Here is a 15,919-nt window from a genome sequence, read left to right as displayed (position 1 = left end):
AGCCAAGACGGTTGCTCAGTCGTTCAGCCGCTGCGCAGCAGTTGGCTGCCTTCGAGCAGCACGAGGGTGACGACGGCCGCGATCTCGACGCGCAGCAGGCGCTGGTGCGCCTCGGGCGACGGCTCGCGCTCGCGCAGGCGCCGACGCATCCACCACCAGCCGTAGGCCGTCGCCGCGTAGACCAGCAGCCGCCACACCAGGAAGTGGGCCGAGTGCTCGCGCAGCCACCGCTCCCAGCCGTCGATGCTGCCGACGACATGCAGGCCGACGACGTTGACGCCCGCCGCGATGCCGGCGACCGCCAGCACCCACAGCAGCGCGAGGGCCACGCGCCGGTTGAACAGCCAGGCAGGCCGCAGCCAGGTCCATGCGCGCGCGGCCATCAGGGGTTCCTCGGCTTCTGCACTTCCTTGAGCCGGTCGCGCGTGGTGTCGCCCTCGAAGATGCCGCGCGAGCCGGCGGCGCGCGTGCCGTGCCGCTGCACGATCGCCATCGCCGAATTGCCGGCCAGCGTGCGCCGCAGCTCCAGCTCGGTCTTAAGGTTGTTGATCTCCTGCTCCAACGCCGTGTTTTCCTGATCGACCGCCTTCACGGCCAGCTCATTGGCGGCGACGTTCGGCTCCTTTTTGCCGGTGAGCAGCGTGCGTTGCAGCAACAGGGCCTTCTCCAGCACGCTCGACAGCGCGGCCTCGGATGCCAGGCGCTTGCCCAGCAGGTCTTGATCAGGCTCGTCGCGCAGCGCCTCGATCACGCCGCGCGTGATTGGCAGCGAGTTGCTGCCGGCGGTTTCGAGGTTCGCCACCGTCATCGGCGTCGAGCCCGTCACGAGGCCCTGCAGCGCCTGCAGCTTGGTCTCATACTCTTCCTGGATCACCGGCGTCAGGCCGACGCCGGGCGTCGTCTGTGTCTTGGTGCAGGTCTCGCAGGTGCGTTGCTCGCGCTCGCCGAGCACGCGCGTGGCGAAGTCCGCTGCGGCCTGCGGCGAGGACCAGGTTTGGCAGGTCAGCCGGTTGCCGCAGGAGGCGCGCGGGATGGACGAGGTGTCCGTGACGCCGCGGCTGTTCAGCAGGTTGTAGCCGGCGCGGGTCACGTCGCCGACCACCTTGATCGAACCCTGGCCCGAGCCACCTGCGTTGCCGCCGCCGACCCAGGGCACGCCGTTGTTGCCCTTGTTGGATTCAGCCTGCTCCACGGCGGACACCGCATCGGTGCTGCTCACCGCATCGCGCAGCGCAAAGCCCTCGGCGAGCTGGTCCCACCCAGCCTGGCCACCGGCCATGTCCGCCATCCGGTTGGCCATCGCCTTGCAGGTCAGCTTGCTGCGGTCGAAGTCGAGCCGAGCCTGCAGCACGCCATTGGTCAGCAGGTTGTAGAGGCCCGGATCGGCGCGCTGGATGATCAGCGCCGGCAGCGAGGCCACGGCGCTGGTCGCGCTCTGGATCACGTTGCTCATGATCTGCTGGAAGCCGTTGGTGATGCCGTTCAACTGGTTCTGCAACGTGGTCGTGATGCTCATGTCGCCGCAGATGAGGTTGCTGTTCCAGCCGATGCCCACACCGATGCTCTGCATGTTCCCGGCGCCGCCCATGGACACGGCCCGGCCGCCGCCGATGCTGTAGAGCACGTCGTCGCCGATGACGCTGCCGCTCACGCCGACGCCGGTCGGGCTGATGCGGGTCTGCGCCCAGGCCACGCCGGCTGCTGCCGTGATGGCACTGGCGAGTGCGATGCTGAGCGCGTAGGGCTTGGCGCGTTGCGCGAGATGGGAGAAGGACGTTTTCATGGGCGCACCTCAGTTGAAATCGACGCTGCCGAGGAAGACCTGGCCGCGGCGCTGGCAGCAGGCATAGGGACGCCACAGCGCCCAGGCGTAGTCGCCCTGCTGGGCCTGCGTGAGGCTTCCGCTATGCGGGAAAACCACGCAACTGTTCGAGAGCGTGGGCGTCAGCGGTTGCCACTTGCCCGTCGAGGCGTCGGTCTCCATCAGCGCGCCGGCCGGCCAGTAGCCGTCGCGCGAGCTGGCAAGCAGCGGCTGGTACACGTGGATCTGGTTACGCCGCGTCACGACGTCGCCCGCGCGCTGCGCGACCACGGCGCCGCTCTTGTGGTCGTCGGTCTGGTGCAGGAAGCCCCCGCGCGCGTAGACGTTGCCCCACAGGTTCAGGCCGGTGCGCGTGCCGATTTCGCGCCGGCCGGGAATGAGCGCTTCGGGGTAGAAGGCTTCCGGGATGTTGTAGCGCCAGGCGATGGCGTCCAGCGTGCTGAGCAGGTACGGCATGAAGGCCGTGCCGGCGCCCTCGCACGAATAGCCGAAGGAACTCGCGAACTGGCTGAACACGTAGCCGCCGGGGTGGCCGATGACATCGGCGTTCTTGAACTTGGCGAGGTTGTTCTCGTTGTCGTGGTTCGTCGTCCCGTCGCCGCCGGCCTGCGCCGTCGGGTTCGGCGCGCTCATCGCACGCACCTCGACCCACGGGTTCTGCCCGGTATTGCTGTAGCTCGATACCACCGCGTCCGGAACGTAGTGCCGCACCTTCACCGACGCGCGCACCGAGCAGCCGAACGTGGTGCAGAACAGCCAGTAGCAGATGCCGACGACGCGGTACTCGATGCAGTCGGGCGACAGGGCCGAGGACACGATGGTGGCCGTGTTCAGAGCGAAGCTCGATGCCGCACCGCCCAGCAGCACCGAAGCGATGGCAAGGCGCGCGCGGCGCGACGATGCCGACAGCAGGCGTTTCATGGCTGCGTCCTCCGATGGGCTTCGATGCGGGCCATGGCACGCGCCACGTCGGGCTCGCCGTAGACCACGTAGCGGCGATCGACCACCACGGCGGGCACCTCGGCGATGCCCAGCCCCCAAGCATCGGCCACACCCTGGTAGGCGCTGCCGATGCGGTGCTGTAAGGCCGGGCCGCCATCGCGCAGGCGCTGCTGCACGAGCGCGGCCGCGCGGCTGGGGTCGTTGGGCAGACCGGCCGCCAGCTCGGCCTCGATGCGCTCTGGCAGGTCCAGCTCGATCACGCGCACGCCGGCAGTGGGCTGCACGGGATGGTGGCTGTCGGTCACGACCAGCACGTCGGCGGCAGAAGCGACCTGGCCGCACAGGGCTAGCACAAGCCCTCCCGCGCACGCCATGCGCGTGGCCCGCAGTCGCGGGATGGAATTGAACAAGGGAGCCGTCATGGCGGGCGTCCTGGGAATGAGAGCAAGGCCCCTAGTCGAACGCCGAAGGCATGTCCGCTGCGACAAGGAATGCGCACCGCGCGCACTCCGCTTTGGGCAGACATGCAAAGAAAACGGGAGCCGAGGCTCCCGCGGGGACCAAACGGTCGGCAACGCTACAGCAGGCCGGATTCAGCGAAGGAGTACGGTGTGCCCTTGCCGACGATGAAGTGATCCACTACCCGAACATCGACCATCGTCAGGGTAGCTTTGAGCCGGTCGGTGAGCGCACGATCGGCGCTTGATGGCTCGGTCACACCGGACGGGTGTTGATGAGCCAGGATGACCGCCGAGGCGTTAAGGGCCAAGGCGCGCTGCACCACGACCCGTGGATACACCGAGGTCTGATCGACCGTGCCCTTGAACATCGGCTCGTAGGCAAGGACCTGGTGTTGGGCGTCGAGGAACACGACGGCGAAGACCTTGTTGGGTTCCCCAACAAGTTTCAGATGCAGGTAGTCGCGCACGGTAGTCGGACTGTTCAGCATCGGGCCGGCCTTGAAGATGCGTTGCTCCAGCAAGGTAATGGCTTGGTGGATGATCCAGTCTTCGTGCTGCGAAGCGATCAAGGTAAGTGACTCAGGGCGCGAGTCGGTGACGGCATAGGACATGGCGAACCTCCACAGGATGAGATCGGAGGACGCCTGCCCCGGGAGGGCAAACCCTCCGGGGGACGATGAAGAACGGCAGTGGAAAAGTGGGCATCCGCCACCGCATGCGCAGTGGCTGTTCGCGTCCAGGATGCGAGGCGAACGGGTCGATCAGCGCGGCCGGGGCCGCGGCGTAGCCTTGAAGATCGGGGCTACCTGGGCATGTCGCCGAGGGACTCGGCAGGCATTTCCTTCGATGCGGTCTCGGTGATGCCGCCGGCCGCCAGCAGGTCGATGGCCGACAGCAGCGCATCGCCTTCGACCGGGCCATGCAGCAGCAGCGTCTTGCTGGACTGGCGGTCCAGCAGGCGCAGCGTGGGCGTGACCTTGATACCTTCCTGCGCCGCGCTCGCCGACTGCGCGCGGATCAGTGTGTCGGGGCGGTCGCTGTCGAGGCACTGCTGAGTGGCCGGGGTGAGGCCGGGATAGCCCAGGCCCTCGGGCAGGCCCTGGCCGTCGCCGCGGGTGTGCGCGTAGACCCATTCGACCGCCTGCCAGAACGCGGCCGGGCCACCGGCCTCGCCGACGCACTCGACCAGGCGCGCATTGGCCGTCGTAGCCGGCTCGTGCGTTGCCAGCGGCAGGTGGTGCCACTGCCAGTTCACCTCGGGGTGCGCGTCGATCCACTGCTTGAGCACCGCGAAGTAGGCGCGGCAGAACGGACATTCGAGGTCGGCGTACTCCACCACCGTGAAGCGCGCATCGTCGCGGCCATAGCGCCATGGCGGGCCGGATGCGGGTGCCGGCGCAGGTGCGGCGGTCGGTTCAGCCGAGAGGGAAACGGGTTCGGCCGTCGGCATCTGTGGCTGCAAGCCGAGCCAGGCCGCCGCGATCAGCGCGACGACGAGCAGCACAGCGACCAATGCAACGGAGCGGGATGGAATGAAGCGAGCGATCCGCATGGTGTTCTCCATCACGCCAGCGCATCGAGCGCCAGCGATTCGATGCCGCGGGCGCGGTCGATCTTCTCGGCGATCTTGAGGGCCGCATCCAGCTCGCCGATGCCGTATTGCTGCATCAACTGGAAGCGTTCCGCCTTCTCTTCCGGCTCGGTTTGAGCCAGCGCCAGGTAGAGGCTGGGCGGCACCGCACGGAACAGCACTTCCATGCTCTTGGAGAGGATCACCCCCTCGGTGAACTTGCCGGCCTCCTTGCGGGCCGACAGCATCAGCGCCTTCTGCGCCGCGTTCAGTTCGCGGAAGCGCGCGATCTTCTCCACCTCGTCCGGTGGCATGGAGAGGCAGATCCACCACTCGATCATGTTCAGCATGGGCTCGGCGGCCTTGGGCAGGTCGTCGATGTTCTGCGTCGCCAGCCAGTACCAGGCGCCGAGCTTGCGCCACATCTTCGTGATCTTCACGACGTAGGGCGCGAGCAGCGGGTTCTTGGTGATGATGTGGCCCTCGTCCGTCACGTTGATGATCGGCCGGCCGAGGAATTGATCCCGCTCGGCGATGTTGTTGACCGTGTTGATCAGCGAGATGTAGGCGATGGAGAGCTGCGCGTTGTAGCCCTCCCGCGCGAAGGTGGCGAGGTCCACGATGGTGATGTCGGCCTCGGGCCAGGGCGTGCCGGGGCGGTCGAACATCTCGCCGTCCACGCCCTGGCAGAACATATCCATCGCGTCTGCCATCTCCAGCAGGCGCGCGCGCCGCACCTCGGGCAGCGAGGTGTCGCGGGCGCGCTCGCGCAGCGCGTCGCGCACGTCGCGCGTGAGCACCGTGCGCTGCCAGGCCACGCAGCGCTGCGCCGCGTCGAGGATGCACTGGCGGATCAGGCTGCGGTCGGCGCGCGTCATGCGCGCTTCTTCCTTGTCCTCGCCACCGGTGATCATCAGCCGCGCGGTGATTTCCAGCTCGCCGAGCACGTCGCGCTGCTCGTCCACTTCGTCGCTGCGGCTCGCCGCCTGCGCTGCGGGCTCCTGGTCCTCGTCCAGCGCATCGGCATCCAAGGTCTGCACCTGGCTGGGCGTATCGACCAGCCGGTGCGCGTCGGCGAACGGCGCGAGACTGACGCCGGCGCCGGGCGCGAGCTTCACGCGATGCACCTTGAGGCCGAGCCGCGTGGCGAAGTCGCCGAACAGACCGTAGCTATTGCCAGCCTCCACGATGAACAGCCTCGGCCGATAGATGGCCGTGACCTGGTTCAAGATGTTGTTGAGCGTTGCCGACTTGCCAGAGCCGGTCGGCCCGAACAGGAACAGGTGCGCGTTCATCTGGCGGTCGAGCCGGTTCAAGGGATCGAAGGTGATCGGCCCGCCGCCGCGGTTGAAGAACGTGATGCCCGGATGCCCCGTGCCCTGGCTGCGGCCCCACACCGGCGCAAGGTTCGCGGCGTGCTGCGCGAACATCAGTTGCGTGTACCACTGGCGCTTGTCCAGCGCCGGATCGAACACGCACGGGAGCCAGCGCAGGTAGCTGTTCAGCGGCGCCACCTCGTCTTCCTCGCGCACCGGCTGCAGACCGGCGTTGAGCATGACGTTGACCAGTTGCAGGCCGCGGGCGTCGAGCTGCGCCAGGTCGCGCCCGCGCAGGTAGAAGGCGAGCGCGCCGCGGTACAGCTTGTGCGCGCTGCCGATCAGCCCGCGCGCTTCCTGCACGTCGCGGCGTGTCTGCTCCGAGGCCAGCGTCTCGCCGACCGACTTCTTGCTCAGGAGGTTCAGGTGAGCTTCGAGCACGTCCTGCGGCGTCGCGACGACCGTCAGGCACATCACCGTGTCCTCGGGCATCTGGTCGAACAGCGCATTGACCGCATCGCCGCCCTTGCGGGTTTCGCCGGTGACGTGGCCGGTGGCGGGCGGCATGCGCAGCCGGTCCATCACGATGACCCGGTGCGGCATGCCGTCGAACACCCAGGTGCCGTTCGCCATGTCCGAGCGCGGCTGGCCGAAGAACAGGCGGTGCGCGAAGTCCCCGCTGGCCAGCTCGATCTCGCCTTGCTCGGTTTCCTCGGGGTAACGGGTCAGCTCGTAGAAGCGCTCGCGGTCATCGGCCCTGGGGCCGAGCAGCGTCGGGTGCGGGTTGAACCAGCGCAGCAGCCAGGCGTGGATGTCGGCCGCCGCCATGCGCCGGGACTTCACGCCCGCGTTGGCGAGGCCGCCCACGAGCCGGTCGCAGATCGTCGTCAGTGCCTGCTCGGGCGACTGACCGCGCCGCGATGCGGTCGCCGCGCTCGCACGCCGGTAGACCACCATGCGCACGCGCCGCACCTGGCCGCGCCACGGCAGGCGCGTCACCGTCGTGTCCTCGAACAGGCCGCCGGGCTTGGCGATGGCGCGCAGGTGATGGCCGAAGAAGCGCAGGTAGAAGTCGGTGAAGGCGCTGTCCTGGGCGCGCGGCCGAACGTAGTCGGCCAGCCCGCGCAGGTAGTTGTCCCAGCTCGATTCGTCCTGGGCATAGAGCTGCACCACCCAGGGGTTCTCGTCGAGTTCGTCGAAGGAGTCCTGCAGTGCGTTCTCCAGCGCATCGCGCGCCTGCCACAGCCAGGCCATCTCGCGGCCCTCGGTGCCCACCGGCGCCAGCTCGAAGAAGCCCGCCACCGACTGGCCGTCTTCCAGCAGCATGCTCTTGGAACCCGGCAGGTACTCCACCCAAGGCAGCAGGTCGGCGAAGGACGGCGCCACACCGTAGAGCGCCTGCTGGTCCGCCTCGGTGGCAGGACGGTGCAGCCGGTCATCCGCGACGGTGCCCGGCTCCGGGATGCCGTGTGCCGCCAGTGTCGTCACATGCCGCGACCAGGCATCCTCGTCGTGCAGCTCAGGGCCAGCCGATGCGAGGGCCTTGCGCGGCCAGGGCAAGGTCCAGGCCATCAGTAGTCCTCCAGGCGTTCGCCGGGCATGGCGTACTGGACCCTCTGATACAGGGGAAAGACGGTGGTGTAGCCAGGCATTGGCACCGGATCGCTGCCAGCCAGGTGCGGGAACACGTACATGACCAGATCGGGGTTGGGGAGCCGGTGGAACTGGCGGTAGATCTCGTTGGCCGCGGTGCGCGTGTAGGCGGTAGCGGCGGCGGGCGCCGCATGCACGTCGGCCTCCGTCAGCGGCCGGCGCAGGCCCTGGCGTGCATCGAGCAGTTGCCGCGCCGCTTGCCCGCCGCCGGCACTGCCGCCCGTCTCCTGGTTCCACACGTCGAGCATGGTGTAGTCGCCGTGCGGGAGTACCTTGTCCTTGCTGGTGGCGCAGCCGCCCAGCACCACGACCGCGCACAGCACCACGGCCGATTCAATCCAAATCCGACGCATGCTTGCCTCCGATGCGGTGATTGACCCGGCGCCCCTTGGCGTCGTAGTCGATGTTGAGCGGCTGCTCCAGGTGCACGGCGACCTTGGCGCCGGGGCGCACGTAGACGGCGGCGAAGGCCTGCCCGTACAGCTTGTTGACCCAATCGGCCATGTCGCGCACGCCGCCGGCGAGGATGCGGCCCATGGCCTCGTTGCCGCTGATGCCCACGGTGCCGAGAGAGCCGTTGCTGTTGGCGACCACGGCCACGCTGCCGTTGTCCGACTTGATGAGGGAGGCCGCACCGGCACCGGCCGCGGTGATGAGGGCCTGCGAACCGAGGTACTGCTGCGCGTTGCTGCGCCGTTCCCCGCTGACGCAGGGGACGCCGTAGGGGTCGCTGATCCAGCCCAGGCCGCCGTGCGTGGTGCTGTTCGCGTTGCCGCCCGAGCCGCCGTTCTGGTTGCGGTTGCCGTCCTCCGGCATGGTGCGCACCGTGCCGTCGTTGAAGACGAACGTCACCGAGCGGATTTGCCCGCGCACGCAGGAAAGCGTCCAGTCGCCCGAGGCCGTGCCGCTGACCACCGCGCCCGCCACGTCGGGAATGTCAATGCCGTTGGCGGTGAGGTTGTCCGGGCCGATCAGCACCTTGAAGGGGTACGGGTCGTTGACCGTGCCGTCGATCGGCACGCGGCCGATCAGCGCGGTCATCGCGATGGAGCCCATCAGCGTCGAGTTCGACGGCACCGTGTAGACCGGCTTGGACGACGCGCCCACGGCGCGGCTGCCTGCATCCGCGACGGTGCTGGCCACGTTGTCGGCCGTGTCGGAAAGCGTCTTCTGTGCCGGCCCGAAGCTGGTCGGAAAGTTCAGGCCGCCGCTGCTGCCGTTCTTCGCCGAAGGCTTCGCATCGTCCGGTTCCACCCAGCGCGTGCCGCTGGTGCTGCGCGCGGCGCCGCCCTGGCTGCCGCTGAAGCCCTTGCCGTCGCCGTCCTCCAGGCCGAGCCCGACCGGCAGATCGGCCTGGCCGCCCTTGCCGGAAAGCCCATCCAGGCGCCGCTGCAGGTCTTGCAGCAGGCCCTGGGTCTGCTGGCGGTCGCCGGCCAACTGCTCGCGGTCCTGCTGCAGGCGGCCGCGTTCACCATCCAGCGCGGACTGGATGCGCTGGTCGATCGCGCTTTCCCGCGCGCGCATACGCTCGTTCTCGCTCTTCTGGTTCTTGTTGTCGTTGAGCGCCGTCTGCAGCTCGTTGCGCAACTGCTTGACCTGGGCCACCAGTGTGGCAACGGTATCGCGCGGCGTGTCGCCCTCGATGCCCAGCGCCTTCATCTCTTCGGGCGTGAGCGAGTTGGCGCTGCCGGCCGGAACGGGCTTGGCGCCGCGATCCCCGGAGAACATCTTGATGCCGACGAACAGCAGCACCAGCGCCATCGGGATCAGCAGCCACTTCAGGAGGGGGTTACTTTTCATGGCGGGCACCTCCTTCGGCCTGGCCGGCCGCCGCGGCCGGCGGCAGGTTCACCGTCGCGTCGATCGGTGAGAGCTTGGGCAGCAGCGACTCGGCCAGGCCGTGGCCACGGGTCACGAGGTAGACCACCGTGGTGTCGGCGGCGCGGCCGGCCGGCGCCAGATTCGGGTGCTGGAAGGTCGCGGCGAGAAAGTCGCCCTGCAGCGCGCGGGGATCGAGGTCGAGCCAGCGCCCGGAGGCGTTGGTGAGCTTCACCGCCGTCACCCACTGGTCTTCGAGCCGCCAAGCGGCCAGCGCCTGCGCACGCACCGGCAGCGTGGGCAGCAAGGTGGAAAGCTCCAGCCCACGGCGCAGATTGACGCGGCCGATGCCGGGAACGGGCTCCACGGTGCGCAACGGCGCGTAGAGGTTCTGCGCCGCATAGCGGGTGAGCGCGACCGCCACCGGCGTGGCGCGCTTCGCTGCGGGGACTGTGCGCGCCACATCGTCGTCCGCCGTCGCCGCAGTCTTTGCCGGCTCGCCGTAGCGGGTCGCCGGCACATCGGCTTCGACGATGCGCACGGGTTCAAGCGCGGTTGGCCCGCCTTCGCCGGCTCGGCCGCGATGTCCAGTAAGATCAGCGCGCCCGACTCCACGTCCTGCAGTTGCAACCGCGTGGGCGGGATCGGCGCATTGGCGCGGAGGTAGATCGCGCCACCGGCGCTCTGCACGCGCAACTGCTCGCCAACAGTGGGCGGCACGCCGATGCGCACGTTGCGCTCGATGAACACCACGCGCTCCTGGCCGACCACCAGCGGCACCGCCAGCGGCAAGCGCTCCCAGCGCAGGATTTCGATGGCATGGGCCGCAGGCACGAAGGCCAGGCACAGCAGCAGGCCAGCCAGGGCCGCCGCAGATGAACGCTTCACGAGGGACTTCATGGGGTGTCTCCCTGCAGGTTGGAGCCGGCGCTCGCGGCCCGGCCGGGCGGCGCCGCAGGCGGCGGGGTCTCGATGCGCTCCGGCGCGCGCGCATGGCAGTCCAGTGCCAGGCCGAAGGGGTTGCGCTCGGGGTCCACGTCCATGCGCACGACCTTGAGCGCGTAGCGCACGAGTGCGCGCTTGACCTGCTCGGCGCCCAGGTACTCGTCCGCGCTCACGTCCAGCGTGACGATCCAGTTGTTGGCCGACACGGTGCGCACGCGCATGGCCGGGTCGTCGCCGTAACCGCGACCCGGAATCTCGTAGATGCCGCGTACGCGCTGACGCAGTTCGCCATTGCTACGGCGGAACTCGAAGTCCTGTTGCAGAAAGGCGCGGCAGCTCGGCGTGAAGTACGCAGACAGCGCATGCAGGTTGCGCGGGTAGTCCTGCTCGCCGTTGGTCGGCCAACGTTGGGCTTGCTGCCAGATGTAGAAGGTGAAGGCGTAGACGCTCTCGGGCGGAACGTCCCACCACTTGCGCGTGCTGCCCGAGCGCAGATCGGGCGGCACGTGGATGGTCAGGCTCTTGGGTGCGCTCCACCAGCCGAAGCCGAGCAGCAGCGCCACGACGAACAGCGCGGCGCCGGCCAGGCGCAGGGTCTTCACGTGCGCCTGCAGGTGCGCGACCTCGTTCTTGAATCGGCTCATGGTCTGCCTCGACGCAGGGACGGATCGGGCCGCAGGCGCCGCGTGGACCACCAGCCCGAACGGGTGATGAGCTGGCCCCCGCCGGCGTGCGCTGCCAGCGCGGGGTAGCGCAGCGCGAGCCGCCACTGGAGCTGGCGGTACAGCCAGGTTTCGGGCCGGCCGCGCTTCCACCGCCGCAGCAGGCCGCCGCCCACGAAGACACCGACACCGATGCCGGCGACGATCAGCGTGGGCACCATCGCGATGCTGTGCGTCAGCCAGGCCAGCGGCACGCCGGCCAGGAGGCCGGCCGCGCCGGACACGCCGGCGCAGACCCACAGCTCGTCGGCCGTGAGCCCGCGCACGACCACCGGATGGCGGTTGAGGCGGTGCGGCAGGAAGGTCACGAGCCCATCGCGCGACGGGCTCTCCAGGGCGCCGGCCATCGTTGCCGGGCCTTACAGGACGCCCGTGGCCTTGGTCAGCAGCCAGATGCCGACGACCAGCAGGATTGCGCCCACTGCCACCGTCAGGCCGAACTGGCCCCACGTCGCGCGGCCGGTATGGATCTCGGCGTAGCGCGTGTAGGCGTGGTAGCAGACACCGACGAACATCGAGGCGACGACGAGCAGCGCGATCAGCAGCACGATGTCGTAGCCGTAGTTCTGCAGCGTCTGCATGATGCCGCTGCCGGTGCCCCGCGACGGGTCTTCCAGCGTGGGAAGGTCGGCGAACGACGGCAGCGGCGTGGCGGCGATGCCCAGCGGGATCAGCCACGCGGCGAGGCGCGCGGCGGGCCGCGACGTGGGGCGGCGGGAAGTAGCGGGAGCGTTCATGGCGAAGTACCTTTCATGGGGTCAGGACAGGAGGAAAAAGCCCAGCACCAGGTACATCGCGACGAAGCGCACGATGACGCCGAGGAACTGGCGTTGGGTCAGGTGGTGCTCGGCCCAGCCGACATAGGCGGTGCGCATCGCCCACACCCCCCACAGCAGCAGGACGGCGAAGACGAAACCGAGCACGACGGTGGAGACGGCCCCGGGGGCGAACCCACCGTTGGCCGTGAAGGCAGCGACCTGATCGGCGGAAGGCGTCATGGCGACGGCGCCTCCTTGGCCGGCGTCGCAGGCGCCGCGTTGCTGCGCGTGTAGTCGCCGGCCAGCGGCACGGGATCACGCGGCTGGGCGCGTTGCAGAACGAGGTAGTCGCGCACCCCGGCACGCACGCGCTCCAGGTCGGCACGCAGCCGCGCGTAGTCGAAGTGGTAGCGGGTGCGCTCCTGCGGCGCGGTGGTGGCGGCGCGCTCGGCCAGGCGATCCAGCAGGTCGAGCTGGCGCGTCACCGCGGCGAGCATCTCGCGCTCCGCAGCGTTGTCGGAGGCGTCAGCGGCGATGGCGGGCTGCAATCCGGCAGCGGCAAGCAGCAGCGCGGCAAGACGCACGGCCCAGGGTGCCGCGACGGCGAAACGCCGAACCTGCGCGGGATTGCGAGTGGTTTCCATCGAGCCGTTCTCCGAGGGATGCGGATGGCTTGATGCTCAAACGGCCGGTCTTCCGGTGCCGCAATCAATCGGAACCGGCCCGCCACCGCTTTCCGCGACGGCGGCCGATGCGGCTACAGGTACTTCTTGAACGTCGCCGACGCGATGCAGACCGCGACGCCGAGCAGCGCGGCGCTGGGCAGCAGGATCAGCAGCGGATGCACGCTGACCGGCAGCGCCAGGTACGTGACCCAGGGCAGCACCGCCAGCGGCATCAGGCTGGCCCTCGCCCGGTGGTAGACGAAGCCCGATTCGCGCCCGGCGCCGAAGCCGCGCACGTCACGGCGCACCAGGCCATCCACCAGGCCGGTGAAGGCCGCCATCAGGAACAGCGGCAAGGTCAGGATCAGTACCAGCAGCCGCACGAGGAACACCAGCACCGTGTAGGCCGAGGCGATGACGTAGCTCTCGACATGCGCGTAGAGCTGCCCGATGTAGTAGCGGAAGTCCTGCGCCTGGCTCTTGGCACCGGCGCGTGATTGCGCCGCGGCGTCGCGTATCCAGTCCAGCAGGCCCGTCTTCACGAACAAGCCCTGGTAGGCCCACTCGACAAGCTGGCGCGCACTACGCCCCGGCTCCTGCACCAGCACGCTTTGCGTGAAATGCTCCGAGAGCTGCGACAGTTCGTAGTTCAACATGCCCTGCGCATGGCGCCAGCCCTGCTCGGGCCAGAGGAAGCGCATGCCGATGCACTCGATCACGATGCACAGCAGCAGCGAGCCGATCAACACACCGAACAGCCGGAACGGCAGCGTCACCAGCCCCGCGATCAGGCCCTGCTGGCGAATCTGTTGGCGCTGGACGGCGACGGCGGGATCGCTCATGCCGTGGCCTCTTCATCCGCGCTCGCCATCTGCTTGAAGTCGGCGAGCAGATCGTCGGGCAGTGCCTGGTCCTGCAGACCGGGAAGCCCCTTGTTGTCCCACCAGTCGCCGGCCTCGACGTAGTGCTGCCGCATGTAGCCGGCCAGCTCCTGCAGATCCTTGGGCATGGCCTCGTCGGGATCGGGTGCCGGCAAGGGCATGCGCACCTTCCACAGGTGCCCGCCCTCGATCAGCGCGAAGCATTGGCCCTTGGGCAGGCCGACCACGTGCGCTGGTTCGATCAATGGCACGCTGTTGCTGCTGATGCGGTCCTGCGTGTTCGACGTGAACGCGGTGTTGCCGGTCGGGTCGGAGCTGTCGGTGGCGCCGCTCATCACCGTCGTCGTGTAGACCTCGACCTTGGGCAGTTGGCGCGTCAGCAGTTCGGCCGTAGCGGTCTCGCGCACGCGCAGCATGAACAGGTTGTTGAAGTTGCCGACGACCTGACCCGCCTTCGCGCGGTTGCCGATGCGCGCCTCGATGTCCGAGAGGGTCTGCGTGTAGGCCGTGACCTGCACGCCGGCACCGCCACCCTTGTTGACCATCGGAATAAACTCATCGCCCATGAGTTCGTTGAACTCGTCGGCGTGCACGTTGATCGACACCTTCACGCCCGTCGCGGCACCCGGCAGGCCGTCGTCGATGCCGAACTTGTAGATGTGGCCGGCGACCGAGACGAGATCGCTGAACATCGAGTTGCCAACTGCCGCCGCGACTTCCGCGTCCGACAGCGCATCGAGGCCGACGTAGACCACGGCCCGCTTTCGGATGATCTGCATCCAGTCGAAGATCGGCCGCGGGTCGGAGAGGTCCGAATAGTTCGGCGCCAGCAACTGGGCGATCTTGCCGGTGGTCAATTTCTCCAGCAGAGGCAACAGCGACGCGACGATCTTGTCGAAGTACGTCCGGTCGTAGCGCACCGCGCTGCGCAGGCCGTCGAGCACCGGGTCGTAGATGCGCACCTGCGAGAGGTACTGTTCCAGCGCGACGACGCGCTTCTCGCGGCCGATCATGTTGCGCGGGATGTTCTTGTCGTTCAGCTTGGCTTCGAGCTGTACGATGACCTCCCAGGCCTTGGGCTCGTTCCGGGCGAAGTAGTGCTGGGCGTACTCGATGAACAGCGCATCGATGTTGATGACATGACGCTGGATCAGCAGGTAGTCGGGCCGCTGCCCCAGCTCGACCAAGGCCCGCGCGATGATGTTGACGAAGCGCCAGGCGAACTCGCGGAACGCCGCGCTGTTGCCTTCACCGGAAAGCTGGCCCGCGATGCGCGTGGCGACTTCCGAGATGCGTCCGAAGCGGCCCACCGCGTTGTAGCGCGCGGAGATGTCCGGCCAGCCCAGGTGAAAGACATAGAACTCGCCTTCGCGCCCGGCGCGCTTGGCTTCCACGTACATGCGCTTGAGCAAGTCGGCATCGCCCTTCGGGTCGAAGACGATCACGACCTCGTGCTGTCCGTTGACCTTGCGCCGGATGTCCTGGGTGATGAACAGCTCGGCCAGGCGGGTCTTGCCGACGCGGGTCGTACCTAACACCAGGCTGTGGCCGACGCGCTCGGCCAATGGCAGCGTGACGTCGACCTCGTACGGTTCGATACCGTGCAGCCGCGGCATACCGCCCACCGGCGGCAGCGGACGCGCCGGGTTGAGCGGGTTGTCCCAGGCCAGGGCCTTCGCCATCTTCGACAGCGGGTACGGCGCGAACTCCAGGCGCTCTTCCATGCGCCGCGCCATCCGGTAGATCGTCGTCGGCTCGACGTAGCGGCGGAACTCCGGCCGGTAGGTCTGCATGAGCCGGTGCGTGTGTCGCTGATCCCAGCGGAAGCCCCGGCCGACGAACAGCCGCTGCTGGCTGACCGGCACGTCGCGGCTGGTCATCACGTAGCGCGGCAGGCGCCGGATGTTGCGCCGGTAGCGCAGGATGACCCAAGCATCGTGAAAACGCAGCGCGCCGAAGGTGAGGAAAGCGAGCGCGCTGCCCAGGCCGAGCAAGGGGCTCAGCGCGAGCGACCACGGGGCCACCAGGCACAGAAGCGCGGCGCCCGCACAGACCGCGACGGTGTATAGCTCCACCGCTGGCCGCAGCAAGACTTCGACGGCTTGGGACTGGGCCATGGCGGGTGCTTCACGTCACGTCAGGGCTCGATGCCGGTGGCGGTGATCAGCACCGGGTAGTGCTTGAGCCCCAAGCGCTGCGCCAGCTCGTCGCCCGAGGCCGGCGAGAGCATCAAGCCCGGTACCAGGCGGCGCAGTGCGGCCAGGGCTTCGGGCGTCGCAACGTTGACCACCAGGCCCACGGCGCGCAGCGCCTGCAAGTCCTTGCCCCGCTGTTTGAGCCAGGCGCGCGAGCGGTCGTCGTCGCCG

The 15,919-nt window shown here is 68.6% G+C and carries 17 protein-coding genes and 1 pseudogene; all 18 read right to left on the bottom strand.

Features of this window, described 5'->3' with window-relative positions:
* Nucleotides 1–23: 23 nt before the first annotated feature.
* A complete protein-coding gene (locus AC27KI_RS10655; RefSeq protein WP_487089204.1) occupies nt 24–383 on the bottom strand; it encodes a hypothetical protein in 360 nt (119 codons plus the stop codon).
* A complete protein-coding gene (locus AC27KI_RS10650; RefSeq protein ID WP_487089203.1) occupies nt 383–1,783 on the bottom strand; it encodes an integrating conjugative element protein in 1,401 nt (466 codons plus the stop codon). The genes AC27KI_RS10655 and AC27KI_RS10650 overlap by 1 nt, the downstream gene beginning before the upstream one ends.
* Nucleotides 1,784–1,792: 9 nt before the next feature.
* On the bottom strand, nt 1,793–2,743 hold the full coding sequence (locus AC27KI_RS10645) for a TIGR03756 family integrating conjugative element protein (protein ID WP_487089202.1): 951 nt from the start codon (nt 2,741–2,743) through the stop codon (nt 1,793–1,795).
* The gene (locus AC27KI_RS10640) at nt 2,740–3,186 is read right to left on the bottom strand and encodes a TIGR03757 family integrating conjugative element protein (protein ID WP_487089201.1); all 447 of its coding nucleotides are present in this window, start codon (nt 3,184–3,186) and stop codon (nt 2,740–2,742) included. The genes AC27KI_RS10645 and AC27KI_RS10640 overlap by 4 nt, the downstream gene beginning before the upstream one ends.
* Nucleotides 3,187–3,341: 155 nt before the next feature.
* The gene (radC, locus tag AC27KI_RS10635) at nt 3,342–3,836 is read right to left on the bottom strand and encodes a RadC family protein (RefSeq protein ID WP_487089200.1); all 495 of its coding nucleotides are present in this window, start codon (nt 3,834–3,836) and stop codon (nt 3,342–3,344) included.
* Nucleotides 3,837–4,027: 191 nt separating this feature from the next.
* Nucleotides 4,028–4,777 carry a DsbA family protein gene (locus AC27KI_RS10630; protein ID WP_487089199.1) on the bottom strand — a complete coding sequence of 250 codons (750 nt, stop codon included), beginning with the start codon at nt 4,775–4,777 and terminating at the stop codon, nt 4,028–4,030.
* 11 nt (nt 4,778–4,788) lie between these two features.
* Nucleotides 4,789–7,683: a conjugative transfer ATPase gene (locus AC27KI_RS10625; protein ID WP_487113759.1), complete on the bottom strand. Its 2,895-nt coding sequence runs from the start codon at nt 7,681–7,683 to the stop codon at nt 4,789–4,791.
* Nucleotides 7,683–8,117, bottom strand: a complete 435-nt coding sequence (locus AC27KI_RS10620; RefSeq protein ID WP_487089965.1) for a TIGR03751 family conjugal transfer lipoprotein — start codon at nt 8,115–8,117, stop codon at nt 7,683–7,685. The genes AC27KI_RS10625 and AC27KI_RS10620 overlap by 1 nt, the downstream gene beginning before the upstream one ends.
* On the bottom strand, nt 8,098–9,564 hold the full coding sequence (locus tag AC27KI_RS10615; RefSeq protein WP_487089966.1) for a TIGR03752 family integrating conjugative element protein: 1,467 nt from the start codon (nt 9,562–9,564) through the stop codon (nt 8,098–8,100). Before AC27KI_RS10615 ends, AC27KI_RS10620 begins: the two co-directional genes overlap by 20 nt.
* Nucleotides 9,554–10,482, bottom strand: a pseudogene (locus AC27KI_RS10610) (TIGR03749 family integrating conjugative element protein). Before AC27KI_RS10610 ends, AC27KI_RS10615 begins: the two are co-directional and overlap by 11 nt.
* Nucleotides 10,479–11,171: a PFL_4703 family integrating conjugative element protein gene (locus tag AC27KI_RS10605; protein WP_013721995.1), complete on the bottom strand. Its 693-nt coding sequence runs from the start codon at nt 11,169–11,171 to the stop codon at nt 10,479–10,481. Before AC27KI_RS10605 ends, AC27KI_RS10610 begins: the two are co-directional and overlap by 4 nt.
* The gene (locus AC27KI_RS10600) at nt 11,168–11,596 is read right to left on the bottom strand and encodes a TIGR03750 family conjugal transfer protein (RefSeq protein WP_487089968.1); all 429 of its coding nucleotides are present in this window, start codon (nt 11,594–11,596) and stop codon (nt 11,168–11,170) included. Before AC27KI_RS10600 ends, AC27KI_RS10605 begins: the two co-directional genes overlap by 4 nt.
* 12 nt (nt 11,597–11,608) lie before the next feature.
* A complete protein-coding gene (locus AC27KI_RS10595) occupies nt 11,609–11,986 on the bottom strand; it encodes a TIGR03745 family integrating conjugative element membrane protein (RefSeq protein ID WP_487089969.1) in 378 nt (125 codons plus the stop codon).
* A 21-nt stretch (nt 11,987–12,007) separates the two neighbouring features.
* Nucleotides 12,008–12,247, bottom strand: coding sequence for a TIGR03758 family integrating conjugative element protein (locus AC27KI_RS10590; protein ID WP_096450688.1), 240 nt, complete (start codon nt 12,245–12,247; stop codon nt 12,008–12,010).
* On the bottom strand, nt 12,244–12,651 hold the full coding sequence (locus AC27KI_RS10585) for an integrative conjugative element protein, RAQPRD family (RefSeq protein WP_487113757.1): 408 nt from the start codon (nt 12,649–12,651) through the stop codon (nt 12,244–12,246). Before AC27KI_RS10585 ends, AC27KI_RS10590 begins: the two co-directional genes overlap by 4 nt.
* A 113-nt stretch (nt 12,652–12,764) precedes the next feature.
* Nucleotides 12,765–13,514 (bottom strand): TIGR03747 family integrating conjugative element membrane protein, encoded by a 750-nt coding sequence (locus tag AC27KI_RS10580; RefSeq protein ID WP_487089971.1) that lies wholly within the window; start codon nt 13,512–13,514, stop codon nt 12,765–12,767.
* On the bottom strand, nt 13,511–15,670 hold the full coding sequence (gene traD / locus AC27KI_RS10575) for a type IV conjugative transfer system coupling protein TraD (protein ID WP_487089972.1): 2,160 nt from the start codon (nt 15,668–15,670) through the stop codon (nt 13,511–13,513). Before traD ends, AC27KI_RS10580 begins: the two co-directional genes overlap by 4 nt.
* Before the next feature lie 20 nt (nt 15,671–15,690).
* Nucleotides 15,691–15,919, bottom strand: a 229-nt coding sequence (locus tag AC27KI_RS10570) for an integrating conjugative element protein (RefSeq protein ID WP_487089973.1), incomplete at its 5' end; no start/stop codon positions are given.

Source organism: Acidovorax sp. KPB24-03 (assembly GCF_057546605.1).
The sequence above is the reverse complement of the archived record's forward strand: the minus strand, read 5'-3'. Positions and strand labels throughout refer to the sequence as shown.